Source organism: Kitasatospora sp. NPDC036934, assembly GCF_055608425.1.
Map to the genome: position 1 here is coordinate 1 of NZ_JBVJQR010000049.1, position 26,798 is coordinate 26,798.

Here is a 26,798-nt window from a genome sequence, read left to right on the forward strand (position 1 = left end):
TGGACGCCTTCGACCACCAGGACATCCCCTTCGAGCGCCTGGTCGAACAGCTCAACCCCACCCGCGTCCCCGCCCGCCACCCGCTCTTCCAGACCGTCCTGACGGTGAACGGCGGCCCGGCCCCCGTACTCACCCTGGGCGCGGTGAGCGGGGCACTGGAGGGCGCTGGCGAGTCCCAGGCGCACTTCGACCTGAACTTCAACTTCACCGAGCAGCACGGCGCGGACGGCGCCGCGCTCGGGGTGGCGGCGGCCGTCGAGTACGCGGCCGACCTCTTCGACCACACCACCGTCGCCACCCTGACCGAACGGCTGCTGCGCATCCTGACCGCCGCCGCAACCGACCCGGACGCCCCGATCGGCGAGATCGAGATCCTCGCCCCGGCGGAACGGGAACAGCTGCTCACCGGCTGGAACGCCACCGCCGCCCCGGTCGCCGACACCACACTGTCCGAGCTGTTCGAGGCCCAGGCCGCCGCCACCCCCGACGCGCTCGCCGTGGTGTCCGACGCCGAGGAGCTGAGCTACGCCGAACTCGACGCCCGGGCCGGCGCCCTGGCGGCCGTCCTGCTGGCCCGCGGGCTGGCGGTGGAGGAGCCGGTCGCGATCCTGATGGACCGCTCGGCCGAGCTGGTGACGGCGATCCTCGCGGTCACCAAGGCCGGCGGCACCTACGTCCCGCTGGACGCCCGCTACCCGCAGGAGCGGATGCGGCACATCCTGGCCGACACCCGGGCGCAGCTCGTCCTGGTCGACCCGGCCCACCGCGACCACCCGGCCCTCGACGACAGCGGCCTCACCGCGCTGGACGTCACCCGGGTTGCCGACAGGGCCCAGGCCCCCGATGCCCACGCCCCCCGGCGCTCCCACCCCGGCCAGCTGCTCTACGTGATGTACACCTCGGGCTCGACCGGGGTCCCCAAGGGCGTCGCCGTGACCCACCGCAACGTGGTCGACCTGCTCGCCAACCGGCACTTCCACCAGGGCCACCACGAGGCCGTCCTGCTGCACTCGCCCACCGCCTTCGACGCCTCCACCACCGAGGTGTGGGCCCCGCTGGTGACCGGCGGGCGGATCGTCCTGGCCGCCCCCGGGCAGCTGGACCTGCCCGCGCTGGCCGCGACCATCACCCGGCACGCCGTCACCCTGGTGCAGGCGCCCTCGGGCCTGCTGCGGTTGCTGGCCGAGGAGACCCCGGAGACCTTCCGTGCGGTGCGCCAGGTGTGGACCGGCGGTGACGTGGTGCCCCCGGACGCGGTGCGCCGGCTGCTCCAGGTGTGCCCGGAGACGGAGGTGGTCGCGGTGTACGCGCCGACCGAGACCACGGCCATCAAGACCACCTTCACCATGGCGCCGGGCGGGGACGTCCCGGCCGTGGTGCCGATCGGCCGCCCGCTGGCCAACACCCGGCTGTACGTCCTGGACGAGACCCTGCGGCCCCTGCCGGCCGGGGTGCCCGGCGAGCTGTACATCGCGGGCGACGGCCTGGCCCGGGGCTACGTCGGGCGCCCGGCGCTGACCGCCGAGCGCTTCGTCGCCTGCCCGTACGGCGGCGAGGGCGAAAGGATGTACCGCACCGGCGACATCGTCCGCTGGAGCGCGGACGGCGTCCTGGAGTTCCTCGGCCGCGCCGACGACCAGGTCAAGATCCGCGGCTTCCGGATCGAGCCCGCCGAGGTGGAGGCCGCGCTGGCCGCCCACCCAGCGGTGGGCCACGCGGTGGCGATGGTCCGGGAGGACCGGCCCGGGGACAAGCGGCTGGTCGCCTACGTCACCGGCGAGGCCACCCCCGGCGAGCTGCGCGCCTTCCTCGGCGACCGGGTGCCCGCGTACATGGTCCCGGCGGCGGTGGTCACCCTCGACGCGCTGCCGGTGACCGCCAACGGCAAGGTGGATCGCCGCGCCCTGCCCGCCCCCGACCTCTCCGGCGCGCCGGAGGGCCGGGCGCCCCGGACGCCGCGGGAGCGGGCCCTGTGCGGGCTCTTCGCGGAGACCCTGGGCCTGCCCGCGGTGAGCATCGACGACGACTTCTTCGACCTCGGCGGCCACTCGCTGCTCGCCACCAAGCTGATCAGCCGGATCCGCACCGCCCTGGGCGTCGAGCTGCCCATCCGCACCCTCTTCGACCACCCGACCGTCGCCGGGCTGGCCCGGCGGCTCGGCGAGGGCGCAGGCCCGGTGCGCGCCCAACTGCTGCCCCGGGAGCGCCCGGAGCTGGTCCCGCTCTCGTACGCCCAGCAACGCCTGTGGTTCATCGACCAGTTCGAGGGCCCGAGCGCCCTCTACAACACCCCCTTGGCGATCCGGCTGACCGGCGCGGTGGACACCGCCGCGCTGGCCGGGGCGCTGAACGACGTGGTGGCCCGGCACGAGGTGCTGCGCACCACCTTCCCGGCCACCGACGGCCGGCCCCACCAGCTGATCGCCGAGTCCGCCGAACTCACCTTGCGGGCAAGGGCTGTGGCCGACGAGGAGGCTCTGCGCGCCGCCCTCGCGGAGGCGAGCCGGGAGCCCTTCGGCCTGGCCGTCGACCTGCCGTTGCGGTCCTGGCTGTTCTCGCTGCCGACCGACGAGCACGTGCTGCTGGTGCTGATGCACCACATCGTCAGCGACGGCTGGTCGGTCGGCCCGCTGCTGCGCGACCTGGACGCCGCCTACCTGGCCCGCAGCGCCGGCACCGCGCCGCGGTGGGCGCCGCTGCCCGTCCAGTACGCCGACTACGCACTCTGGCAGCGCGAACTGCTCGGCACCGAGGACGACCCGGACAGCGCCCAGCACGCCCAACTCGACTACTGGAAGCAGGCCCTGGCCGGCCTCCCGGAGGAGCTGACGCTCCCCTACGACCGCAAGCGGCCGATGGCCCCGAACCGCCGCGGGGACACCGTGGAGTTCCTGATCCCGGCCGAACTCCACGCCGCCGTCGTCGAGTTGGCCCGGTCGAGCCGCTCCAGCGTGTTCATGGTGGTGCAGGCCGCCCTGGCCGCCACCCTGAGCCGGCTGGGCGCGGGCACCGACATCCCGCTCGGCACCCCGATCGCCGGCCGCACCGACGAGGCCCTGGACGAACTGATCGGCTTCTTCGTCAACACCCTCGTCCTGCGCGCCGACCTCTCCGGGGACCCGAGCTTCCAGGAGCTGCTGGAGCGGGTGCGGCTGGCCAACCTGGACGCCTTCGAGCACCAGGACGTGCCCTTCGAGCGGCTGGTCGAGGCACTCAACCCGGCCCGCTCGACGGCCCGGCACCCGCTGTTCCAGGTGATGCTGACCTTCGCCGCCGGCCCGGAGACCGAGACCGCCCCGTCCTTCGCCGGGCTGCCCGCCCGGCTGGAGCCCTCCGCCGCCGAACTCGCCAAGTTCGACCTGGCCTTCGCCTTCGATGAGCGGCTGGCCGAGGACGGTCCCCCTGGGCCCGGCGGCCCGGGAGGTGCCCTCACCCCGGCCGGGATCGGCGTGGTGGTCGAGTTCGCCCAGGAGCTGTTCGACCCGGCCACCGTGACGGCGATCGGCGGCCGCTTCGCGCGGCTGCTGGCCGCCGTGGTGGCCGACCCGTCCCGCCCGGTCGGCGAGGCGGAGATCCTCGCCCCGGCCGAGCGGACGCTGATCCTGGACCACTGGAGCACCGCCGGGGAGCAGCCCGCGGCCGTCGAACCGCGCACCCTCCCGGAGCTGTTCGCCGCCCAGGCCGCGCTGACCCCGCAGGCCGTGGCGGTGGTCCACCGGGACGAGCGGATCGACTACGCCGAGCTGGACGCCCGGGCGAACCGGCTGGCCCAGGTCCTCACCGGCCGGGGCGTCGGCCCCGAGCGCCTGGTGGCGCTGGCGCTGCCGCGCTCGGTGGAGCTGGTGGTCGCCGTGCTCGCGGTGCTCAAGGCAGGCGGCGCCTATGTGCCGATCGACCCGGACTACCCGGCCGACCGGATCGCCTACACCCTGCGCGACTCGGCGCCCGCACTGCTGCTCACCACCACCGCGGCCGCGGCCCGACTGCCCGACCCGGACGTGCCGTTGCTGCTGCTGGACACCCCGGAGACGGCCGCCGAGCTGCGCCGGGCGCCCGCCGTGGCCCCCGCGCCCGCCCTCGCCCCCGACCACCCGGCGTACGTCATCTACACCTCGGGCTCGACCGGCCGACCGAAGGGCGTGGTGATCCCGCACCGCAACGTCGCCCGGCTGTTCTCCGCCACCGACCACTGGTTCGCCCCGGGCCCGCAGGACGTCTGGACGCTGTTCCACTCCTACGCCTTCGACTTCTCGGTCTGGGAGCTGTGGGGCGCGCTGCTGCACGGCGGCCGCCTGGTGGTGGTGCCCTTCGAGACCAGCCGCTCGCCCCGGGAGTTCCTGGAGCTGCTGGTGCGCGAGCAGGTCACCTTCCTCAACCAGACCCCGTCCGCCTTCTACCAGTTGATGCAGGCCGACCAGGAGGCGCCGGAGCTCGGCGCCCGCCTGGCTCTGCGCCGGGTGGTGTTCGGCGGCGAGGCGCTCGACCTGGCCCGGCTGGCGCCCTGGTACGCCCGGCACGCCGAGGACGCCCCGCTGCTGGTCAACATGTACGGCATCACCGAGACCACGGTGCACGTCTCCTACCGCCCGCTGGACGCCGCCACGGCCGCCGGGCAGTCCCGCTCGCTGATCGGTGCCGGCATCCCCGACCTGCGGCTCTACCTGCTGGACTCCCGGCTGCGCCCGGTGCCCGCCGGGGTGCCCGGCGAGCTGTACGTCGCGGGCGCCGGCTCGGCCCGCGGCTACCTGGGCCGCCCTGCCCTGACCGCCGAGCGCTTCGTCGCCGACCCGTACGGCGCCCCCGGAACCCGGATGTACCGCACCGGCGACCTGGCCCGCTGGACGGCCGGCGGCGAACTGGAGTACCTGGGCCGGATCGACGCCCAGGTGAAGATCCGCGGCTTCCGGATCGAGCTGGGCGAGATCGGCTCGGCGCTCAGCCGCCGGCCGGAGGTGGCCTCCGCCGCCGTGGTGGTCCGCGAGGACGCCCCGGGCGAGAAGCGCCTGGTCGGCTACCTGGTACCGGCCGCCGGGCCGGTCGACCTGGACGCCCTGCGCAGCCACCTGGCCGCCGAACTGCCGGACTACATGCTGCCCGCCGCCCTGGTTCCGCTGGAGCGCCTGCCGCTGACGCCCAACGGCAAGCTCGACGAGCGGGCGCTGCCCGCCCCCGAGCCGGGCCGGGCCGGCGGCGGCCGGGGCCCGCGCACCCCGCTGGAGGAGGTGCTCTGCGGGCTGTTCGCCGATGTGCTCGGCCTGGAGCGGGTCGGCATCGATGACAACTTCTTCGAGCTGGGCGGCCATTCGCTGCTGGCCGGCCGGCTGGTCGCCGGGATGCGCGAGCTGACCGGCAGCGCCGAACTCGGCGTCCGGGCGCTGTTCCAGGCGCCGACCGTCGCCGGGCTGGCCGACCTGCTGGCCGGGGCCCGGGACGGCGCCGCCGCCGAGGAGACCTTCCCGGTGCTGCTGCCGATCCGCACCCGCGGCTCGCGCCCGCCGCTGTTCTGCGTGCACCCGGCCGCCGGGATCAGCTGGGTGTACACCGGTCTGCTGCACCACCTGGACGCCGAGCAGCCGATCTACGGCCTCCAGGCGCCCGGACTGGCCGACCTCTCCCGCCACCCGGCGAGCCTGGCCGAGATGGCCCGCCGCTACCTGGCCGAGCTTCGGTCGGTGCGCCCCGAGGGCCCGTACGCCCTGCTGGGCTGGTCCTTCGGCGGACCGGTCGCCCACGCGATGGCGGCGCTGCTGCGCCAACAAGGCGAGCAGGTCGAACTGCTCGCCGTGCTGGACGGCTACCCGGAGCTGGACGAGTACGCCCGGTACGCCGGGGACGCGGCCAACCGCGACCCGGCACTGCTCGCCGCGATCCTCGAATCCCTCGGCCAGCCGGCCGGCGAGATCACCGCCTGGCCGGCCGACGAGGCGGGCTTCGCCGAGCTGGTCCGGCACGGCGAGGGCCCGCTGACCGGGCTGAGCGGCGCCGGGGTGGCCAGGGTGGTCGAGGTCTTCCTCGCCGACCTGGCGCTGGCCGGCGAGGCCCCGCCGCCCGGCTACGACGGCGACGCACTGGTCTTCGTCGCCGCCAAGGACCGCCCGGCCGACGCCCCCGACCCGGAGACCTGGCGGGCCCACGTGGGCGGCCGGCTGGAGATCCACGAGGTGCCCAGCACCCACGGGGCGATGACCGGGGCGGAGGCCCTCGCGGTCATCGGCCCGGTGCTCGCCGACCGCCTGCGCCGCCGGGCGCAGGACCCGACGCCCCACCCCTGAGCCTCCCCGCCGACCCCCTGCACCGCCCCCTGCACCACCGCGACACCCCCGCACCACCACGCCGAGCGGCCGTGACCCGGCCCCTACGAGGAATGGACACACCGATGCAGACTGCCGTCATCCCCGACACCTGGCGCGGCGTCACCCCGGCGCCGATCTCGTCGACCGACGCCTACAACGGCTTCATCGCCGCCAACGTGATCTTCGCGCTGGACCGGATCGGCGTGCTGGAGCAGATCGGCCGCGGCGAGGCCCTCTCGGCCGCCGCGACCACCGCCGAGCGCGGCGACACCGCCCGCACCGAGGCCGTGCTGCGCGCCGCCGCCGACTACGGCTACCTCAAGGCCGACGGCGCCGGCTACCTGCCCACCGAGGCGGGCATCGAGATCGCCGCCGCCCGCGGCTACTTCACCTGGGCGGTCGGCGGCTACCACGACGTGTTCGGCCGCGCCGGGCACCTGAGCACCGGCTCGCACCGCTACGACGCGGACGTCTTCCGCGACGAGGCGATGGTCGCCCTCGGCTCCGCCCAGTGCGACCAGTCGATGTTCGCCGCCCAGCTGACCGACGTGCTCTCCGGCATCGACTTCCGCACCATCGCCGACCTGGGCAGCGGCACCTCCGCCCGGGTGCGCCGGGTGGTCTCCCAGCGCGAGGGCAGCCGCGGCCTGGGCATCGACATCAGCCGCCCGGCCACCGACATCGCCCGCGCCGACATCGCCGCCGCCGGGATGCAGGACCGGGTCACCGCCGTCCGGGCCGACGTGCTGGGCCTGCTGGGCACCCAGATCGACAACGACGCCGAGGCCGCCGAGGTGGCCGAGGTCGACACCGTGATGAGCTTCTTCCTGCTGCACGACCTGCTGGCCGACCCGAGCACCCGCTCCTCGATCTTCACCCGGATGCGCGAGGCCTTCCCGAAGGCCCGCACCTTCGTGCTCGGCGACACCATGCTGCGCGGCCCGGGCGAGTCCCAGAGCGCGATGCCGGTCTTCTCGGTCGGCTTCGAGCTGGCGCACGCGATGATGGGCGTCCCGCTGCACACCAAGGAGACCTACGAGCGGCTGTTCACCGACGCCGGGCTGCGGATCGACCGCGTCGAGGCGCTGGCCACCCCGCACTCCTGGCTCTACGTCCTGCAGGCCGACTGATGGCCGCCGCGTCCACGGCCAGACACCTGCTGGCCCAGAACGAGCACCCGTACCCGCCGCTGCCGTCCGTAGTGGCCGCCCTGGCCGGGGCGGTCGCCGACCTGAACCGCTACCCGGACTTCCGCCCGGAGCGGTTCGCCGGGATCATCGCCGACTGGCAGGGCGTCCCGGCCGCGCAGGTCGTGGTCGGCCACGGCTCGGCCGGCGTCGCACTGGACCTCTTCCACTCCGTCGTCCGCCCCGGCGACAACGTGGTGCACTCGGACCCCTGCTTCGACGCGTATCCGCTGTTCTGCCGGATCGCCGGGGCCGAGGCCCGGTCCGTCCCGCTCGGCCCGGACGCCCGGCACGACCTGGCCGCGATCGCCGGGCAGGTGGACGAGCGCACCCGGATCATCGTGCTGTGCAACCCGCACAACCCGACCGGCACGGTCTACTCCTGGGCCGAACTGACCGCGTTCTTCCGCCGGGTGCCGGCCACCGCGCTGATCCTGCTGGACGAGGCGTACGTGGACTTCGCCGAAGGCTGGGCGGCCCCGGACGTCCCGGCCCGGATCGCCGAGTGGCCCAACCTGGTGGTGCTGCGCACCCTGTCCAAGTCGCACGGCCTGGCCGCGCTGCGGATCGGCTACGCCGTCGCGGAGGAGTCCGTGGCCCGGCGGGTGCGGGACGTCCAGGTGCCGTACGCGGTGAACCGGCTCCAGGAGGCGGGCCTGCTGGCCGCCGTCGCCGCCCAGGACGAGGTGGACCGGCGGATCGCCGAGATCGCGGGCGAGCGCGAGCGGCTGCGGGACGACCTCCTCGCCCTGGGCCGGCCGGTGCCGCCGAGCCTGACCAACTTCCTCTGGGTGACGGCGCCTTCGCCCGAGGAGCAGCTCCCGGTCCGGGCGGAGCTGGAGCGGCTCGGGGTGGCCGTCCGCTTCTACCCGGGCCAGGGCATCCGGATCGCCGTCGGCGAGAAGGACGCCAACGACGCCGTGCTCGAAGCCTTCCGGGCCGTCACCGCACCGCCCCGCTAGTCCCCGGAACCCCCATCACCACGCAGCAGTCAAGGACAGGACAGGACATGCACCCACTTCTGGCGCGGCCGGAGTTCCGGCTCTACATCGCGGGACAGACGCTGTCCGTCCTCGGGGACAGCGCCCTCTTCATCGCCCTCGGCATCTGGGCCAAGGTCCTGACGGGGAGCAGTTCGGCGGCCGGCCTGGTGATGTTCTGCTACGCCGTCCCGATGCTGCTGCTGCCGCTCGGCGGCCTGGTCGCCGACCGGGTCCGCCGACGGCCGCTGCTGGTCACGGTCAACCTCGGCCTGGCGGTGGCGGTTTCACCGCTGCTGCTGGTCGACGGCCGGGGCCACCTGTGGATCATCTACGGCACCGCGGTGCTCTACGGGCTGGCCGGGGCCGTCCTCACCCCGGCCCAGAGCGCCATGCTGCGCACCATCCTGACGGAGCGCCAGGACTTCGGCGCGGCCGTCGGGTTCACCCAGACCATGCGCGCGGGCACCACCCTGGTCGCGCCGCTGGTGGGCTCCGGCCTGTACGGGTGGCTCGGCGGCCGGGCCGTCGCCCTGGTCGACATCGGCATCCTGCTCCTGGCGGCGCTGGCGTTCCTGGCGCTGCGGGTGCCCGAGACCAAGCCGGAGCCCTCCGGTCGGCACTGGCGCACCGAGGTGCTGGCGGGCTTCCAGCACCTGCGCGGCACCGCCTCGCTGCTGCCGCTGCTGATCGCCACCACCGCCACCGCGACCGTGCTCAGCTTCCTCCAGCCGGTTCTGTTCTCGCTCATCCAGCACGGGCTGCACCGCTCACCGCAGTTCCTCGGCGTGCTGGAGACGGTGGAGGCGGTCGGGGCGCTGGGCGGCTCGGTGCTGGGCGGCATCCTGATCGGCAAGCTCGGGCCGCGCAAGACCGTCATGCTCGGCTCGGCCACCTTCGGTGTCGGCGCCGTACTGCTGCTGGTGCCCTCGGTCTGGGCCGTGTCGGCGGGCCTGCTGATCGCCGGGGCCGGCATGCCGGCCGGCGTGGTCGGCCTGGCCACCGCCGCCCAGTCGCTCACCCCGCCGCAGCTGATGGGCCGCACCCAGGCGGCCGTCAACCTCTCGCTCACCGCCCCGCAGGCGATCGCCATCGGCGTCGGCGCCGGCCTGGTGGCCGCGCTGGACTTCCGGACGGTGCTCGCCGCGATGGTGGTCGGCGCGCTGCTGTCCGGCCTCTACCTGCTCGGCAAGCCCGACGCCGTGCTCGACGACGAGAACGAGGACGGCGAGGAGGAGCCCGCCGGGGAACTCACCGCGGAGCGAGCCGGGGAGCCGGCCCAGGACACCGAGGACACCGAGCCGGTCGAGCCCGCCGCGGTGCCCGCCGAGCCCGCCCCACGCCTCCAGTCCACCTGACCGACCGGCACCACCCCGCATCACGTACCGCTCACCACGTACCGAGCACCACGCCACCGGCCCGCCCCGGCGGCGGCCCTGCCGCACCGCACCGCCGCCGGGGCGGGCCTCCGCGCACTCCTCACGAGAGAGCCCCTCAGATGCCCGACCGTTCCTCTCCCGACACCGCGACCGCCGCGACCACCACCAGCGCGGACATCACCGACACCACCGACGCCCCGCTCCCACTCACCCTCGACCACGTCGAGTTCTTCGTCACCGACCTCGCCGCCGACGTCGCCCGGCTGACCACCGAGTACGGCTTCGACCTGCTCGTCCCGCCCACCGAGCGCGGCGAGAGCGCCGAGCGCTGCGTCTCCGCCCTGCTCGGCCAGGCCGCGATCCGGCTGCTGCTCACCCAGCCGCTGGCCGCCGGCCACCCCGGCACCGGCTACCTGGCCCGGCACCAGGACGGCGTGGCCGCGCTGGCCCTGCGGGTGCCGGACGCCACCGCCGCCTACCGGACGCTGACCGGCCGGGGCGCCGACGGACTGCGCCCGCCGCAGGCCGCGGACGGCTGCGTCACCGCCGTGGTCGGCGCCTTCGGCGACGTGGTGCACACCCTGATCGAGCGGGGCCCGGACACCCCCGCCGACCGGATACCCGGTCTGCCCGACGCCGCTCCGGTGAGCGATGACGGCGCGGTGGGCCTGCGCTCCGTCGACCACTTCGCCGTCTGCGTCCCCTCCGGCCGACTGCTCGACACCGTCCGGCACTACTGCGACGTCTTCGGCTTCCGGATGGTCTTCGAGGAGCGGATCGAGGTCGGCGCGCTCGGCATGGACTCGATGGTCGTGCAGAGCCCCGACCACAGCGTCACCCTCACCCTGATCGAGCCGCTCACCCCGGACGCCGGCGGCCAGATCGCCTCCTTCCTGGCCGACCACGACGGCGCCGGGGTGCAGCACGTGGCCTTCTCCTCCGAGGACGCCGTCCGCTCCGTCGCCACCATGGCCGCCCGCGGCGTGCCCTTCCTGCGCACCCCCGGCGCCTACTTCGACGCCCTGCCCGCCCGGCTCACCCCGCTGCGGCACTCCTTCGACGAGCTGCGCGACCTGAACCTGCTGGTCGACCAGGACCACGACGGCCAGCTGTTCCAGATCTTCACCCGCTCCCAGCACCCGCGCGGCACCTTCTTCTTCGAGGTGATCGAGCGCATCCGGGCCCGCAACTTCGGCAGCAACAACATCCGCGCCCTCTACGAGGCGGTCGAACTCCAGCGCAGCGCCAGCGAAGTGGCCGGATGAGCACCCAGCTCCTGACGAGTCGTCAACTCCCGCTCTGCGTCGCCGACTACGCCGATCTCGCCCGGGCCGCCCTGGCCCCCGAGGTGTGGGACTGGCTGGCCGGCGGCGCCGAGCGGGAGCACACCCTGGCCGCCAACCGGGCGGCCTTCGACCGGCTGGGCGTGGTTCCCCGGGTGCTGGCCGACGTCTCCGCCTGCGACACCGCAACCACCCTGGTGCGCAGCCGGGCGGCGCTGCCGGTCGCGCTGGCGCCGATCGCCTACCACCGCCTGTTCCACCCCGAGGGCGAACTCGCCTCGGCCCGGGCGGCCGCCGCGGCGGGGGTGCCGTTCACCGTCGGCACGCTCAGCAGCGTCGGCTTCGAGGAGCTGGCCGCGACCGGGGCCACCCTCTGGTTCCAGCTGTACTGGCTGCGCGACCGGGCGCGGCTGCTCGACCTGGTCGCGGCGGCCGAGGCGGCGGGCAGCGAGTGCCTGGTGGTCACCGCCGACGTGCCGTACATGGGACGCCGGCTGCGCGACGCCCGCAACGCCTTCGCCCTGCCCGGCGACGTCCGCGCCGCCCTGTTGGAGGGCGGCGCGGCGGGCCGGGCGCACCGGGCCACCGCCGACGCGTCGGCGGTGGCCGCGCACACCGCCGAACTGCTCTCCCCCGCCGTCACCTGGGCGGACGTCGACTGGCTGCGCCGGCAGACCGACCTGCCGCTGGTGGTCAAGGGGGTGCTCGACCCGGCCGATGCCCTGCGGGCCGCCGAGCTGGGCGCCGCCGCCGTGGTGGTCTCCAACCACGGCGGCCGCCAGCTCGACCGGGCGGTGCCCTCGCTGACGGCGCTGCCCGCCGTCGCCGACGCGCTGGCCGGCCGGGACTGCCAGGTGCTGCTGGACAGCGGGGTGCGCGGCGGCGCGGACGTGCTCACCGCACTGGCCCTCGGGGCGTCCGGGGTGCTGCTCGGACGCCCGGCGATCTGGGGCCTGGCGGCCGGCGGCGAACCGGGCTGCACCCGGGTGCTGGAGCTGCTGGCCGCCGAACTGCGGCACGCGCTCGGCCTGGCCGGCTGCGCCGACCTCGCCACCGCCGCCACCCTGCGCACCACCCCCCTGCCCTGCCCCGCCTGGAGTGCCCCGTGACCGTTGTCGCCCCGCCGCACGAGCTGCGGCTGACCGATCTCCACCCCTCCCTCGCCGACCCGGCGATGACCTCGATGAACCTGCTCAACGAGATCTCCATCCGCTACCCGGAGGCGGTCTCCTTCGCGGCCGGCCGCCCGGCCGAGCAGTTCTTCGAGCTGGACGCCGTCCACCGCCACCTGGACCGTTACGTCGAGCACCTGCGCACCGAGCGCGGGCTGTCCGAGGAGGCGGCCCGCCGCCAGGTGCTCCAGTACGGGCGCACCAAGGGGATCATCCACGAGCTGATCGCCGCCCACCTCGCGGTGGACGAGGGCATCGAGGTGCCCGCCGAGTCGATCGTGGTGACGGTCGGCTGCCAGGAAGCGATGTTCCTGGTGCTGCGGGCGCTGCGCCGCGGCCCCGAGGACGTGGTGCTGGCCGTGGCCCCCACCTACGTCGGGCTGACCGGCGCGGCCCTGCTGGCGGACCTTCCGGTCCGGCCGGTGGCCGACGGGCCGGACGGGCTGGACCTCGCCGAACTGCGGCGGGAGCTGGCCGTCGCCCGGGCCGAGGGGCTGCGCCCCCGGGCGCTCTACCTGGTGCCGGACGTGGCCAACCCGAGCGGCGCCAGCCTGCCGTCGGCGCTGCGCCGGGAGCTGCTGGCGCTGGCGGCCGAGGAGGACTTCCTGATCTTGGAGGACAACCCGTACTGCGTCTTCGCGGGCGAGGAGCGGCTGCCCTCGCTCAAGGCGCTGGACACCGGGCGGCGGGTGGTCCACCTCGGCTCCTTCGCCAAGACGGCCCTGCCGGGCGCCCGGGTCGGCTACGTGGTGGCGGACCAGCCGGTGGCGGACGGCGCGGGCGGCACCGTCCTGCTCGCCGACCTGCTCGGCATGGTCAAGAGCATGACCACGGTGAACACCTCGCCGATCGCCCAGGCCGTGGTCGGCGGGGCGCTGCTGGAGCACGGCCTCAGCCTGCGGGCCGCCAACACCGAGGTCGCCGCGCTCTACCGGCGCAACCTCGCCCTGGTGCTGGACGGCCTGGCCCGGCGCTTCCCGCCCGGCGGCGGGGTGAGCTGGAACGAGCCGCGCGGCGGGTTCTTCCTGGTGCTCACGGTGCCCTGCGTGGTGGACGACGCGCTGCTGGAGCTGTCCGCCTCGCGGTACGGGGTGATCTGGACCCCGATGTGCCACTTCTACCCGGGTGCGGGCGGGGAGCGGCAGCTGCGGCTGTCGGTCAGCCAGGTCGGCCCGGCGACCCTGGACCGTGGGCTGGACGGCCTGGCCGCCCTGATCGCCGCCCACTCCTGAGCCCGCCCGCGAGGGGACGGGGGAGGGGGTGGCCCGTGCCACCCCCTCCCCCTCGGCCGCTACGGGATGGCCACCGCCGCGCCGGAGACCCGCACCCGGGTGTCCTCCGCGCGCAGTTCGACCCGCAGCACGCCCGGACGGCCGAGGTCCTCACCCTGGTGCAGCGTCAGCACCGCCGGGGCGGTCACCGCGCCCAGCTCGCGCAGGTACGCGCCGAAGGCGGCCGCGGCCGCGCCGGTGGCCGGGTCCTCCACCACGCCGCCGACCGGGAACGGGTCGCGGACGTGGAAGACGTCGGCGGCCTCGCGCCAGACCAGCTGCAGGGTGACCAGGTCGCGGGCGGTCATGAAGGCGGCCAGCCCGTCGAAGTCGTAGTCCAGCCGGGCCAGCCGCGAGCGGGTGCCGGCCGCCAGGACCAGGTGCCGGGCACCGGCGTAGCCGATCCGCGGCGGCAGCGCCGGGTCCAGGTCGGCGGCCGACCAGCCGAGCAGCGCGAGCGCCTCCTCGACGTCCGCGGCCGGCACCTCCTCGACCTTCGGCTCCACGCTGGTCAGCGTGGCCCGCAGGCCGTCCGCGTCGCGCTCCACCTCGACCGGGACGTCCCCGGCGGCGGTGCCGAACACGTACTGCCCGGGGCCGGTCCGCCCGGCCACCGCGACGGCGGCGGCCACCGTCGCGTGCCCGCAGAACGGCACCTCGACGAGCGGACTGAAGTACCGCACCCGGTAGGACCCTTGGTAGCCGCCGGGGGTCAGGAAGGCGGTCTCGGAGTAGCCGAGCTCGGCGGCGATCGCGAGCATCCGCTCGTCGGTCAGTCCGGTGGCGTCCAGCACCACGCCCGCCGGGTTGCCGCCCTCGGGCCGGGTCGAGAAGGCCGTGTAGCGGAGGATCTCAGGAGCATCGTCGGTCATGACCGGACGAACGCGCGCCGGGTGATCACTGTTCCCGGCGCGACCGGGGCGGACCGAACGACCGGGGACTGTTCCCCGGGCGACCGCTCACCGCAGCACCGCCTCCAGGAAGTCCGAGCCGAGCCGGGCGCTGCCGGACAGGTCCAGCTGGTAGAGCATGTACCGGCCGCGCCGCTCGGTGATCAGCAGCCCGGCCTTGCGCAGCACCGCCAGGTGCCGGGACACCTCGGGCGCGCTCAACTGCCAGGCCGCGGCGAGTTCCCCGGTGGTGTGCGGGCCGCGGGCGATGGTGCGGGCCAGCCGCAGCCGGATCGGGTGGGCGAGCGCCTCCAGCCGCTGCTGGACGAGCGCGAGCGAGACCGGCTCGGGCAGCCCCGCCTCGGCCACCGGGTACTGCAGCACCGGCCGCCAGCCGTGGGCGTGCACCACCAGCAGGTGCGGGCGGCCGAAGACGGTGGGGATGAAGGTCACGCCCCCGCCCTCGGTGCCGCTGGTGGTGCTGTCCTGCAGCTTGTCGATGACGATCCGTCGCCGCCCGCCGCCCTCCTCCAGGACCACGGCGGGCGAGAGCGCGGCGACCGCCTCGGCCAGGCCGTACCGGGCGTGCAGGTCCGCCTTGCGGCGGGCGTCCGCCGCCAGGCCGGGCAGCACCCGCTGCCAGGCGTCGGCGAAGAACGCGGCGTGGCAGTCCTCCAGCATCCGGCGCACGAGCGCCCGGACCTCGGGCGGATCGGCGAGCAGCCGGTCGGCGAAGGCGGCCTGCCGGGGCCCGCGGGCGAGGGCGAGGTCGCGGGCCCGCTCGTTGGCGGCGGCGTCGGTGAGGGGGGAGCCCAGTCGGCGGGAGAACCGGGAGGAGCCGCAGGTGGTGATCAGGGCGCCGCGGACGTACAGCTCGTCGTCGATCCGGTCGACGGCGTCGAGTTCCTCGGCGAGGGTGGCGCCGGGCAGGCCGGGCACCAGGAAGTCGGCGCGGGAAGAGCGCCAGAGGAAGTCCGCCTCCAGCAGCCGTTCGGCGAGTTCCGGCGGGATCGCGGCGGTGGTACTGGCCGCCCAGCCGTGCAGCTCCGGGTGGTGTGCGGGCTCGGCGAGCACGTGCAGCATGGCGTTCAGCTCGGCGAGCGGGGACGGGGTGAAGAGCAGCCGTTCCTCGGGCAGTCCGGTGATGTCGATGGTCACACTCATGCGCGTCCCCTGCTGGTTCCCTCGCTCGGCTCACTCACGCCGGTGATCCTGCCACCCCTGCGCACCCCGCCCGGCGTCGATTGACGCCGATCGTCAATCCACGTGCCACCGACCCCCACCTGGGCGGACGGTACCGGCCATGAGCCTGATCCAGGAGAAGTCGGTCCACGACCACGCCGCCGCCCGCACCGGTGAGCCGCCCGCGCCACCGTTCGGCACCGGCCGCGGCGGGCCGTCCGCGCTGCTGAGCCTGCTGACCGCGGCCGGCGGTCCCCGGTACGCGACGGCGCTCGCCGTGGACGCGGTGGGCGGCGGCATGCTGCGCCCGTTCCTGCTGCTGTACGGCATCAGGGTGCTGCACCTGCACGCCGGGTCGGTCGGACTGGCCCTGTCGGCCGGGATGGTCGCCGGGCTGGTGCTGGTGCCGCTGACCGGCCGTTGGATCGACAGCGGCGCCCGCACCCTGCCGGCCGCCGTCGCCCTGGTGCTGCGGGCGGCGGGAGCGCTGGTCCTGCTCACCGCCGACGGGCTGCCGCTGTTCACCGCGGCGGCGGTGCTGTTCGGCATCGGCAGCCAGTCCTGGCCGACCACCCACGGCGCCGTGGTGAGCACCCTGACCGAGGGCCGGCTGCGGGACGCCGCGCTGGCCGCCGGGCGGTCGCTGCGCAACGCGGGCCTGGGCACCGGCGCACTGCTGGCGACGGTGGTGGTGGCCGGCGGCACCGGCGCGATCCGGGTGCTGGCCGGGGTGACCGGCGCGGCCTGCCTGTTGGCCGCCGCGCTGGTGGGCTCGCTGCGGGTGCGGGCGCCGCAGCGGCCGGCCGCCCAGGCGCAGCGGACCGTGGCCGGCGGCGAGCCGCTGCGGCGGATCACCCTGCTGAGCGTGGCCAACCTGCCGTACGCGTTCTGCTCCGACGTGCTGGAGGTGGCGCTGCCGGCGCTGCTGGTGCTGCAGCTGCACGCCTCCGCGGCCTGGTCCTCGGGTGTGTTCGTGGGCAACACCGTGCTGGTGATCGCGCTGCAGCTGGCGCTGGTGCTGCGGTTGGCGAAGCGCTCCCGGCGGTCGGTGCTGGCGGTCGCGGGGGCGGCGCTGAGCGTGTCGTACCTGGGCTTCTGGGCGGCCGGTTCGCTGGGCGGCACCGCGGGGGCGGTGGGCATCGTGCTGGTGTCCGTGCCGTACACGCTGGGCGAGATCCTCTACACCGGCTCCGGTACGGCCCTGGTGGCGGCCTCGGCCCCGCCGCACCTGCTGGGCCGGGCGCTGGCCCGCTGGGAGCTGTCGATGGGCGTCGGCCGGGCGGCGGCGCCCGCGGTGCTGACGGCGCTGCTGGCGGCCGGGCCGGGGCTGCTGTGGGGGGCGCTCGCGGTGACCACGGCGGCCGGGGCGCTGGCGGTGCTACGGCTGGGCCCGGCGGACAGGGCCTGACTCGCCGAGCGGTGGTGGGATGATCATCCGCATGGCCCTGACCCCCTTCCAGCAGCAGCTCCGCGAACAGCTCCTGGCCGCCGAGGTGACTCCCCCGCCGGAGCCGTGGCGACAGGTCGGCCGGGGGATCGTCCCGGTCGGCGGACTGCTCGGCATCGGCTTCGCCGTCCATCCCGGCACCGGCCACGACCTGGTGCTGACCGTCTCCAGCAGCGGGCACGGCCTGTTCGACGCGGTCACCGGCGAGAAGCTGGAGCGCGAGTACGACCCGGAGGAGGACCCGGACGGCCGCGACCTCTCCTGCCCCGGCATCGGCCCGGTCGCCGACCTCCGGATCCCGGTGGCCGGCCTGTGGGGCGGCGGCCTGCACACCGGGACGGACGACGGTTGGACGGCCGACGTCGTGGCGCCCGAGTGGCCGAACCACCGGGTGCTGCTCGTCGGCGGTACCGAGCCCGCCCGCGGCGGACGGCACGGCGAGACCTGGTGGCACGTCTTCCACTCCTCCTGGTCGACCTTCCGCGCCGCCGGCTTCTCCCCCACCGGCCGCACCCTCGCCGTGGCCACCAGCAGCGACCTCACCCTCTGGAGCCGGCCCTGACCCGACCGACCCGACTGACTCGCCTGTCCACGCCGGTGGCCGGAGGCGCCGTCCTCGGCTCCTCCGGCCACGTCATCGGGTCAGGCGCTCACGCCCGTCGGCGGCCCGTCAGGCGCGGCCCGCGGACCGGCCGGGCACCGGCGTGCGGTCGGCCTGGGTACCCCACTCGTGGGACGGCGGGTCGCAGGGCTCCGGCGGGCAGGGCTCCGGCGGGCACGGCTCCGGGTGGCCCTTCCGGCTGTCCTGGACCGTGATCTCCACGCACGGGCAGTCCTTGGTCAGCTCGACGGTGCTCACCGCGTCCTGCGGCAGCTGGTAGCCGGGGGGCGCGAGGACCTCCTGCCAGTAGTAGGTGCCCAGCGGCAGGTTGTCCGCCGAGCAGACGCCGTCAGCGCCGGTGACGCACGGCGCACCGATCTTGGTGTCCGGGTTCGCGCCGGTCGTCTGGAGTCCGGGCACCCCGTTGGTCTCCCGCCACAGCTGGAAGACCGCCCCGACCAGCGGGCGGCCGGTCTCGGCGTCCACCTTGGTGACGGTCGTGGAGCCGGTCTGCCCGGCCGTCTTCTTGTCCTGCACCGTGACCGGCACGTTCCGCCCGTCGGTGTCCAGCACCACCGTCGCCACCGGCTGCTGCGGCAGGTCGTACCCGGGCGGGGCCGCCGTCTCCTGCCAGTAGTACGTCCCCAGCGCGAGGTTGCCGACGGAGCAGACGCCCGTTTCGGAGGTGGTGCAGGGCGAACCGACCGCGGTGTCCGGGTCGGCGCCGGTGGTCTGGAGACCCGGTACGCCGTTGGTCTCGTGCCAGAGCTGGAACACGGCCCCGGCCAGCGGGCGGCCCGTGTCGGCGTCCGCCTTGGTCACCGTGGTGGAGCCGGTCGGCGCGAGCGACTTCGAGTCCTGCACCGTGACCGGCACGTTCCGCCCGTCGGTGTCCAGCACCACCGTCGCCACCGGCTGCTGCGGCAGGTCGTACCCGGGCGGGGCCGCCGTCTCCTGCCAGTAGTACGTCCCCAGCGGCAGGCCGTCGGCCGAGCAGACGCCCGAGGCGGGCGTGGTGCAGGGCGAACCGACCGCCGTGTCCGGGTTCGCACCCGTGCCCTGCAGCCCGGCGACGCCATTGGTCTCCCGCCACAGCTGGAACACCGCACCCGCCAACGGCTGCCCACTCGCGGAGTCGACCTTGGTGACCGCGGTGGAGCCGGTCGGCGCGACGGTCTGGGTGTCCTGGACGGTCACCGCGACGTTCTGCCCGCCGGTGTCCAGCACCACAGTGGTCACGTTCAGGTCGGGCAGCTCATAGCCGTTGGGCGCGGAGACCTCCTGCCAGTAGTACGTCCCCAGCGGCAGGCCGTCGGCCGAGCAGACGCCCGAGGCGGGCGTGGTGCAGGGCGAACCGACCGCCGTGTCCGGGTTCGCACCCGTGGTCTGCAGCCCGGCGACGCCATTGGTCTCCCGCCACAGCTGGAACACCGCACCCGCCAACGGCTGCCCACTCGCGGAGTCGGCCTTGGTGACGGTCGTTCCGGCGGTGGGAGCCGCCGTCGCGGTGTCGGCGACGGTGACCGCGGCGTTCTGCCCGTTGGTGTTCAGCACCACCTCGGTCACGTTGAGCCCCGGCAGGTCGTGTCCGGGCGGGGCCGCCGTCTCCTGCCAGTAGTACGTCCCCAGCGGGAGGTCACCCACCGAGCAGACCCCGTCCGCCCCGGTGGTGCAGGGGGCACCGACCTTGGTGTCCGGGTCGGCGCCCGTGGTCTGCAGCCCGGCGACGCCATTGGTCTCCCGCCACAGCTGGAAGACCGCACCCGCCAACGGCTGCGAGCTCGCCGAGTCGACCTTGGTCACGCTGGTCGACGCGGTCTCGACCACCGGGGACTTGGTGTCGGCGACGGTCACCGGGACGCTCTGCCCGTCGGTGTTCAGCACCACCGTCGTCACCGGCTGCTGCGGCAGGTCGTACCCGGGCGGGGCCGCCGTCTCCTGCCAGTAGTACGTCCCCAGCGGGAGGTCACCCACCGAGCAGACCCCGTCCGCCCCGGTGGTGCAGGGGGCACCGACCTTGGTGTCCGGGTCGGCGCCCGTGGTCTGCAGCCCGGCGACGCCGTTGGTCTCCCGCCACAGCTGGAAGACCGCACCCGCCAACGGCTGCGAGCTCGCCGCGTCGACCTTGGTCACGCTGGTCGACGCGGTCGGGGCCGGCGGGTTGCCGCAGTCGGGGAGGTCGCCGTTGAAGGGGTAGGCGTGGAACTCGGTGCCGGTCATGCCGGAACCGGAGTTGTGCAGCAGCGAACCGGTGGTGAAGAACCGTCCGTTCAGGCCGGGCAGGTTCATCGTGCTGGTGCTGGCCGGGTTGCCGACCAGCACGCTGCCCTGGAACTGCCCGGAGCCGGTGAGGGTCACGGTCGTCGCGGTCGGGAAGTTCCACAGCAGGCGCGAACGCAGCTGGTTCCACTGGTCGTTGTCGTCGAGGCTGCCGCTGTAGGTGTTGATGGTGCGGGCGCCGCCGACCAGGTTGACCAGCACCGTCGCGTTCGCGGGGATGCCGGCGAACGCCACGCCCTGGGTGCCGCCGTCGTTGCCGACGAGGTCGAAGTCGACGTTGAAGACCTGCAGCGCGGAGCTGCCGTCGCCGGTGAACAGGGTCTGGAAGCCCTGGTTGACGGCCCTCCCGGTGGCCGGGCGCGGCGTGCCGACCCCGGCGTAGCACTCGCTCGCCGTCTGGAGCTGACCGCGCAGCGGCGTGTAGGCCGCCACCGCCTGGGCGTCCTGGACCTTCGTCCCGATGATGGTGCCGGTGGCGGTGCCCGCGTAGCGGACCACGCCGCCGTCCGCCAGCAGCCGCTGACCCGGGGCGACGGCGACGGTGCCGCCGACGGTGAGGAAGTCCGCGCCGTCCGGCGGGGGCACCCGCGAGCCGACGCCGACGATGCCCACGTTGTAGACGGAGCTGACGCCAGCCGCCTTGTTCTGGGAGAAGTTGCCGAGGGTCACCACGTGTCCCTCGGCCTCGGCGGCCGAGCCGCCCACGTTGAAGTCGCCGCCGACGAAGATGTTCACCCCGGCGTCACGGCCCGCGAAGGGGCCGTTGTTGACCGGGGGGAACGTCGCCGGACAGTCCGCGCCCAAGCAGGGCCCGAGACCTCCCGGCAGACCGGCTGCCGAGGCCGGCGTCGCGGCGACGAGTGACATGGCGAACGGGACGAGCGTCAGGGCGACGGCCGAACTCATCGCCTTGCCTAGTCGGCGTCTCCAGGTGACGGCTGCTGCCGTCGCTCCGTGGCTGGGCTTCACCTCGGTCCTCTCATGACGTGAACACGATGGGGCCCTGGAAGTCTTGTGGCACGGGCCCCGGGTGTCCGCGACGCGCACGGGGTGTCGCCTCGACGCCGGGCGTACTACACCCGATCGGCAGCACCCGGCGGGCGCTCCGGCCCTCCGGATGCGGGCGCCGGACCAAACACGGATGCTGGCGACGAGGCGTGCCCGGCCCCGAGGAAGGACTTTGCATGAGTGAACGTCGAGAGGTGCGTGTTGCGCGAAGCGCTCGCCGACCGAAGCGAGGTGGGCACATGAGTGAACGAAGTGAGCGAATCATCGGGAGGTCCGTGTTGCGCGAAGCGCTCGCCGACCGAAGCGAGGTGGGCACATGAGTGAACGAAGTGAGCGAATCATCGGGAGGTGCGTGTTGCGCGAAGCGCTCGCCGAGCGGAGCGAGGTGGGCGCATGAGTGCCCTCGACTTCGAGATCATCGACGCCCCCGACAGCTCGCTCAACAAGACCGCCGTCCTGGTCACCGGCCCGAACGACGCCATGCTGGTGGACGCCGGGTTCACCCGCTCCGACGGGCGCCGACTGGTCGAGCGGGTCCGGGCCACCGGCAAGCGGCTGACCACCGTGTTCGTCAGCCACGGCGACCCGGACTTCTACTTCGGCGCCCAGGAGGTGCAGGACGCCTTCCCCCGGGCGCGGTTCCTGGCCACCGCCCCCACCGTCGAGCACATCCAGGAGACCTTCGAGTCCAAGCTGCGCGCCTGGTCGCACCTGGGCCCCGAACTGCCCACCCGGCTGGTCCGGCCCGAGGTGCTGCCCGGCGACGAGATCGTCTTCGAGGGCCACCGCTTCGAACTGCGCGGCGCCGACTTCCACCTGCCCGACCGCCACTACCTGTGGCAGCACCACCACCGCGCGGTACTCGGCGGGGTACTGCTCTTCGAGGGCCTCCACGTGTGGACGGCCGACACCCCGACGGCCGCCCAACGGGCCGCCTGGATCGACCTGTTGGACGGCATGGAGGCGCTGCGCCCGACCTGGGTGGCGGCCGGTCACCGGGTCGCCGACGCGCCCACCGACCTCAACGCCATCGACCACACCCGCGCCTACCTGCGGGCCTTCGAGACCGAACTGGGTCGGACGGCCGACGCGGCCGCCGCCAAGGAGGCACTGGAACGGCGCTTCCCGGAGCTCGGGCTGCGGATCGCGGTCGACCTCGGCACCAAGGTCGCCAAGGGCGAGATGGCCTGGGGGTGAGCGCACGATGATCGAGATCCCCAGGGACGTCGCCGGCTTCGCCGAGTCCGCCGCCCCCGCCGACGTGGTGCGCCGCCAGTACCTGGCCTCCGCCCGGGGCGACCTGGCCGCGCTGCGCACCACCCTCGCCGACGACGTCGAGTGGACCGAGATGGCGGGCTTCCCGCTGGCCGGCACCTACCGCACCCCGAAGGGCGTCACCACCCACGTCATGGAGCGCCTCGCCGCCGAGTGGGAGGACTGGACGACCCACGACGACACCTACGTGGTGGACGGCGAGAACGTGGTGGTCCTGGCCCGCTACACGGCCGTCCACAAGGCCACCGGCAGACCGCTCGCGGTCCGGGTCGCCCATCACTTCGTGGTGCGCGGCGGTCGGATCGTCCGCTTCGAGCAGTTCACCGACACCGCGCTGATCAGGGACGCGATGACCGGGTGAACCGGATGAACCGGGCCGCCGCGCCGACCGCCCCGTTCACTCGAACGGGCGAGCATGGCGCGGCGCGCCCGGCGCGGCCTCGACACACCACCCGGACGGCGGCAGGCTGGCCCCGGTCCTCAACGGATCCTTCCACCAGTCATTCCACGGGGCTTCCCCACGGATCTTCCACGGAGTACGAGGAGTTGGGCATGGCGGGCAGCGAGCGGCCGATGGTGATCGTCGGGGCCTCCCTGGGCGGCGCCAAGGCGGCCGAGGCACTGCGCGGCGCCGGGTACCGGGGCGGCATCGTGCTGATCGGCGAGGAGCACGAGCGCCCGTACGAGCGCCCGCCACTGTCCAAGGGCTACCTGCTCGGCAAGGAGGGCCGGGAGAAGATCTACGTCCACCCGCCGCAGTGGTACGCCGAGCACGACGTCACCCTGCGGCTCGGCATGGCGGTGACCTCCGTCGACCCGGCCGCTCGCACCGTCACGCTCGCCGACGACGGCGAAGTCGCCTACGACAAGCTGCTGTTGACCACCGGCTCGGTGCCGCGCCGGCTGCCGGTGCCGGGCGCCGACCAGGCCGGCGTGCTCTACCTGCGCCGGGTCGAGGACAGCGACCGGATCAAGTCCGCACTGCGCCCCGGCGCCCGGATCGCGGTGATCGGCGCCGGCTGGATCGGCCTGGAGGTGGCGGCCGCGGCCCGTACCGCCGGCGCCGAGGTGACCGTCCTGGAGTCGCTGGAGCTGCCGCTGCTGCGGGTGCTCGGCCGGGAGGTCGCCCAGGTCTTCGCCGACCTGCACCGCGATCAGGGCGTGGACCTGCGCTTCGGGGTGGAGGTCGCCGAACTGACCGGCGCCGACGGCACGGTGAGCGGCGTACGGCTCGGCGACGGCACCGAGCTGGCCGCCGACGCCGTGGTGGTCGGCATCGGCATCTCCCCCGTCACCGCCCTGGCCGAGGCCGCCGGGCTGGAGGTCGACAACGGCATCAAGACCGACCAGCACCTGCGCACCTCCGACCCCCACGTCTACGCGGCCGGCGACGCCGCCAACGCCTACCACCCGCTGTTCGGCCGGCACATCCGGGTCGAACACTGGGCCAACGCCCTCAACCAGCCACAGACCGCCGCCCGCGCCATGTTCGGACAACCGGACGCCGTCTACGACCGGGTGCCGTACTTCTTCTCGGACCAGTACGACCTCGGCCTGGAGTACGTCGGCTACGTCGAACCCGGCGGCTACGACCGGGTCGTGTTCCGAGGGGACGTGAAGGCCAACGAGTTCATCGCGTTCTGGCTCAAGGACGGGCGGGTCCTCGCCGGTATGAACGTGAACATCTGGGACGTCACCGACCCGATCCGCGAACTGATCCTCTCCAAGCGCGTGGTGGACGCCGACCGCCTGACGAACCCGAACATCCCCCTCGGCGAGGTCTGAGACACGGCACGAGCCCTGGCCGACGAGCAGCCAACCGATCACCGCTGAGAGCCGCACACGAACGGGCCGGCTCAGCGGTCAGGGCTCCATCCGCCGGGCGCGCACGCCCTCGGCGAAGGGAGAAACGTGCCGTTCCCCAGGCCCGGCAAAGCATCCCCACCGATTCCTCGCCCGGCCGCCGGACTTCGGGGTCCGCCGAGTCGTAGCCGCACGGCTCGTCCGGCCGCTTGACCTCCGGGCGGAACACCGCTGCGGCCCTGCTGGGTCCTCGACCAGCTCCGCAAACGCACCGCCGGACTCGCACTCCGCCGAAGAAGCCGTCACGGCGCTCGCCTCCGCCATCGACCTGGCGGACGCCCACGTGGCAAGCCCGGCCGATCCCGTCACCGGTCGCGGCTCCGGACGGGCGGCGCGAGCCAGCCGGTACTGCTCGGCGTCATCCCTTCGTGCCCGGCCGAGGATCAGCAGGCAGTGCCCGCTCCGGTTACACCGTCGTCCAGCAGGTCTTCGGCCCCCGGCACCCCGGGCACCCCGAAGGGGCAGGCCGCCTCGGTCGGCGCGCAGATCGCCCACACCCCCGGCATCGCCGGCGTGATCCCCCCCAGAGCGCCGCCGACGGCTCCGGCTGGTCGATGATCCAGGCCGCACCCTCCATCGACCTACCCACGGGACCCGGCCCCCGCTCGGGCACGAACCGCCGGAAGGAAAGCCGGACGTATCGGTGGATCGCCCGGAGACGGCCGCCAGCCCGGACCGGTTGCAGGCTTCGCCGACTGAGCTACGATCCCGCCGTGAGTTCACTGAGTGCCCATCAGTTAGCCGTGAATTCCCTGGCGGGCCCCAAACCGCTCGACCTGGGGGATCCCGAGCTGGTCGGGCCGTACCGCCTGCTCGCCATGCTCGGCGCGGGCGGCATGGGCCGGGTCTATCTGGCGCGTTCCCCGTCGGGGCAGCCCGTCGCGGTCAAGGTGATCCGTGCGGAGTTCGCCGATGACCCGGAGTTCCGTCGGCGGTTCCGACGCGAGGTGGACACGGCGCGTGCGGTCGAGGGCGCTCGAACCGCCCGCGTGGTGGACGCCGATGCGGAGGCCGCACTGCCGTGGTTGGCCACCTCCTACGTGTGCGGCCCCTCGCTCGCAGCGGTGGTCGACCAGTTCGGGCCGCTGCCCGAGCACACCGTCCTGGCCCTGGGAGTGGGACTGGCCCAGGCACTGGTCGAGATCCACGGTGCCGGCCTGATCCACCGGGACTTGAAACCGTCCAACGTCCTGCTCGCCGCCGCTGGACCGCAGGTGATCGACTTCGGCATCGCCCGTGCCGTCGAGGGAAGCGACCTCACGGCCAGCGGCATCGTGATCGGCGCTCCCGCCTTCATGTCCCCCGAGCAGGCCGCGGCCCGTCCGCTCGGCCCTGCTTCGGACGTCTACTCGCTCGCCTCGGTGCTGGTGTTCGCGGCCACCGGCGCCGGCCCGCACGGCCACGGAGCCAACGGCGCCGGAATGCTCTACAAGGTCGTCCACGAGCCCGCCGACGTGACCGGGTTGTCGGGGCCGCTGGTCCGGATCGTGTCCGCGATGCTCGCCAAGGATCCGGCCGAACGCCCGGATCCACGCGAGATCGCCGACCGGCTTGTTCACGGCGGCGCGCCACCGCCGGACGGCACGTCACCGACCGTACGAACGACGTGGTTACCGGCCCCGCTCGCCGGCGAACTGGCCCGCCACGCCGAGGCCGTGGCGGCCTTGCACCAGCCGCTGCGCGAGCCGGCCGCGACCGCCGTGGACGGAGGTGGTGACGCGGCCCAACCGCCCACCGAGCAGGAGCCCGCACCTGGGCCTGCACCCGGACCCGAGCCCGCGAGCCGCGAGCAGCGGAGTCGGCCGTCCCGGCGGCTCTTCCTCGCCGGCGGCGCGTTGATCGCCACCGGCGGCGGCGCCCTGTGGGCCGTCCAGCGACACCAATCCACCAGCAGGGCCGGCGCCAAGGCGCCCCGCGGCCTCGTCCCGACGCCACGCTGGCACTACCCGGCGACGTACTCGCCCACGGGCCTGGTGTGCGCCCCCGCCACGAAGACTCTCGTCCTGCCCGTCGGTAGGGGCTTGGTCGCCCTGGACACCGACAGTGGCTCGGCGAGGTGGGCGGTCCCCGACTACCCGGTCTCCTACACCGTGATCAACGACTCCACGCTCTACCTCTCCGACGGGATCAGCGCCGACGGGTACGAGCTGTCGACCGGACAGCACGCCTGGACACTCGACACCGCCCCCGGCAACCCTGTCGCCATCAGCGGTGACGTGTTCTGCTTCACCACCGGCAACGCAGCCGTCACCATCCCGTCCAACCTGACCGGATGGTCCATCAGCCGCAAGAAGGCGGTCTGGAACCGCACCACCGACGCCGGGGTCATCACGACCGCAGGCGGCCTGGTCCTGCTGGCCGGGAACGGCGGAATGACAGCCGTCAACCGCCTCGACGGCACGGACAAATGGATCGGTAACTTCCCGCTGCCACGGTACCGGGACGCCTTCGCGACGGACGCGGACGGCTTCTACTGCACGATGGACGGACCGAGCAACCTCTACGCGGGAGAGCTCGACAACGGCGAACGCCGGTGGAGCGTCACCGCGCCGGACAAGAGCGACATCAGGGCCGTCACTTGCTCGGGGCGGCGGACGTAGAGCCAGAGCAGGGTGCCGATGGTGACGATGAAGTGCAGGGTCGCGTAGTACCACGGTACATCGGGCACCGATTAGCTCGGTAACCGC

The 26,798-nt window shown here is 74.2% G+C and carries 16 protein-coding genes and 1 pseudogene; 13 read left to right on the top strand and 4 right to left on the bottom strand.

The window, feature by feature from the left end; translation table 11 throughout:
- From ACZ7BZ_RS36910 to ACZ7BZ_RS36940, 7 genes are all read left to right on the top strand, one after another.
- Nucleotides 1-6,272, top strand: a 6,272-nt coding sequence (locus ACZ7BZ_RS36910) for an amino acid adenylation domain-containing protein (RefSeq protein WP_470362185.1), incomplete at its 5' end; no start/stop codon positions are given.
- Between the two features lie 104 nt (nt 6,273-6,376).
- A complete protein-coding gene (locus ACZ7BZ_RS36915; RefSeq protein WP_470362186.1) occupies nt 6,377-7,423 on the top strand; it encodes an SAM-dependent methyltransferase in 1,047 nt (348 codons plus the stop codon).
- Nucleotides 7,423-8,442, top strand: a complete 1,020-nt coding sequence (locus tag ACZ7BZ_RS36920; protein WP_470362187.1) for a pyridoxal phosphate-dependent aminotransferase — start codon at nt 7,423-7,425, stop codon at nt 8,440-8,442. Before ACZ7BZ_RS36915 ends, ACZ7BZ_RS36920 begins: the two co-directional genes overlap by 1 nt.
- A gap of 47 nt (nt 8,443-8,489) precedes the next feature.
- Nucleotides 8,490-9,818 carry an MFS transporter gene (locus ACZ7BZ_RS36925; protein ID WP_470362188.1) on the top strand — a complete coding sequence of 443 codons (1,329 nt, stop codon included), beginning with the start codon at nt 8,490-8,492 and terminating at the stop codon, nt 9,816-9,818.
- 140 nt (nt 9,819-9,958) lie between these two features.
- Complete coding sequence (hppD, locus tag ACZ7BZ_RS36930) at nt 9,959-11,104, top strand: 4-hydroxyphenylpyruvate dioxygenase (RefSeq protein WP_470362189.1); 1,146 nt, start codon at nt 9,959-9,961, stop codon at nt 11,102-11,104.
- Nucleotides 11,101-12,231, top strand: a complete 1,131-nt coding sequence (locus tag ACZ7BZ_RS36935; protein WP_470362190.1) for an alpha-hydroxy acid oxidase — start codon at nt 11,101-11,103, stop codon at nt 12,229-12,231. Before hppD ends, ACZ7BZ_RS36935 begins: the two co-directional genes overlap by 4 nt.
- 65 nt (nt 12,232-12,296) lie before the next feature.
- The gene (locus ACZ7BZ_RS36940) at nt 12,297-13,526 is read left to right on the top strand and encodes an aminotransferase-like domain-containing protein (protein ID WP_470362205.1); all 1,230 of its coding nucleotides are present in this window, start codon (nt 12,297-12,299) and stop codon (nt 13,524-13,526) included.
- A gap of 59 nt (nt 13,527-13,585) precedes the next feature.
- Here ACZ7BZ_RS36940 and ACZ7BZ_RS36945 read toward each other — a convergent pair whose 3' ends face one another.
- Together ACZ7BZ_RS36945 and ACZ7BZ_RS36950 are read right to left on the bottom strand one after the other, a co-directional pair.
- On the bottom strand, nt 13,586-14,437 hold the full coding sequence (locus ACZ7BZ_RS36945; protein WP_470362191.1) for a PhzF family phenazine biosynthesis protein: 852 nt from the start codon (nt 14,435-14,437) through the stop codon (nt 13,586-13,588).
- An 87-nt stretch (nt 14,438-14,524) separates the two neighbouring features.
- Entirely contained in the window at nt 14,525-15,619 is a 1,095-nt protein-coding gene (locus ACZ7BZ_RS36950) for a DUF5937 family protein (RefSeq protein ID WP_470362192.1), read from the bottom strand.
- A gap of 139 nt (nt 15,620-15,758) precedes the next feature.
- On the opposite strand from ACZ7BZ_RS36950, the gene ACZ7BZ_RS36955 reads away from it, so the two are divergent.
- Both ACZ7BZ_RS36955 and ACZ7BZ_RS36960 read left to right on the top strand, forming a co-directional pair.
- The gene (locus ACZ7BZ_RS36955) at nt 15,759-17,045 is read left to right on the top strand and encodes an MFS transporter (RefSeq protein ID WP_470362193.1); all 1,287 of its coding nucleotides are present in this window, start codon (nt 15,759-15,761) and stop codon (nt 17,043-17,045) included.
- Between the two features lie 31 nt (nt 17,046-17,076).
- Nucleotides 17,077-17,646, top strand: a complete 570-nt coding sequence (locus ACZ7BZ_RS36960; protein ID WP_470362194.1) for a hypothetical protein — start codon at nt 17,077-17,079, stop codon at nt 17,644-17,646.
- Between the two features lie 108 nt (nt 17,647-17,754).
- Here ACZ7BZ_RS36960 and ACZ7BZ_RS36965 read toward each other — a convergent pair whose 3' ends face one another.
- On the bottom strand, nt 17,755-20,871 hold the full coding sequence (locus ACZ7BZ_RS36965) for a SpaA isopeptide-forming pilin-related protein (RefSeq protein WP_470362195.1): 3,117 nt from the start codon (nt 20,869-20,871) through the stop codon (nt 17,755-17,757).
- Between the two features lie 495 nt (nt 20,872-21,366).
- Here ACZ7BZ_RS36965 and ACZ7BZ_RS36970 point away from each other — a divergent pair, with 495 nt between their 5' ends.
- The 4 genes from ACZ7BZ_RS36970 (at nt 21,367) to ACZ7BZ_RS36985 (ending at nt 26,711) form a co-directional block, all read left to right on the top strand.
- Nucleotides 21,367-22,170 (top strand): MBL fold metallo-hydrolase, encoded by an 804-nt coding sequence (locus ACZ7BZ_RS36970; RefSeq protein ID WP_380452681.1) that lies wholly within the window; start codon nt 21,367-21,369, stop codon nt 22,168-22,170.
- Between the two features lie 7 nt (nt 22,171-22,177).
- Nucleotides 22,178-22,609: a nuclear transport factor 2 family protein gene (locus ACZ7BZ_RS36975; RefSeq protein ID WP_470362196.1), complete on the top strand. Its 432-nt coding sequence runs from the start codon at nt 22,178-22,180 to the stop codon at nt 22,607-22,609.
- 191 nt (nt 22,610-22,800) lie between these two features.
- The gene (locus ACZ7BZ_RS36980) at nt 22,801-24,033 is read left to right on the top strand and encodes an NAD(P)/FAD-dependent oxidoreductase (RefSeq protein WP_470362197.1); all 1,233 of its coding nucleotides are present in this window, start codon (nt 22,801-22,803) and stop codon (nt 24,031-24,033) included.
- 791 nt (nt 24,034-24,824) lie between these two features.
- Nucleotides 24,825-26,711: a protein kinase domain-containing protein gene (locus ACZ7BZ_RS36985; RefSeq protein ID WP_470362198.1), complete on the top strand. Its 1,887-nt coding sequence runs from the start codon at nt 24,825-24,827 to the stop codon at nt 26,709-26,711.
- Here the strand turns inward: ACZ7BZ_RS36985 and ACZ7BZ_RS36990 are convergent.
- Nucleotides 26,705-26,779: pseudogene (locus tag ACZ7BZ_RS36990) on the bottom strand (hypothetical protein); the annotation flags it as partial. The gene ACZ7BZ_RS36985 and the pseudogene ACZ7BZ_RS36990 overlap by 7 nt on opposite strands.
- Nucleotides 26,780-26,798: the final 19 nt, after the last annotated feature.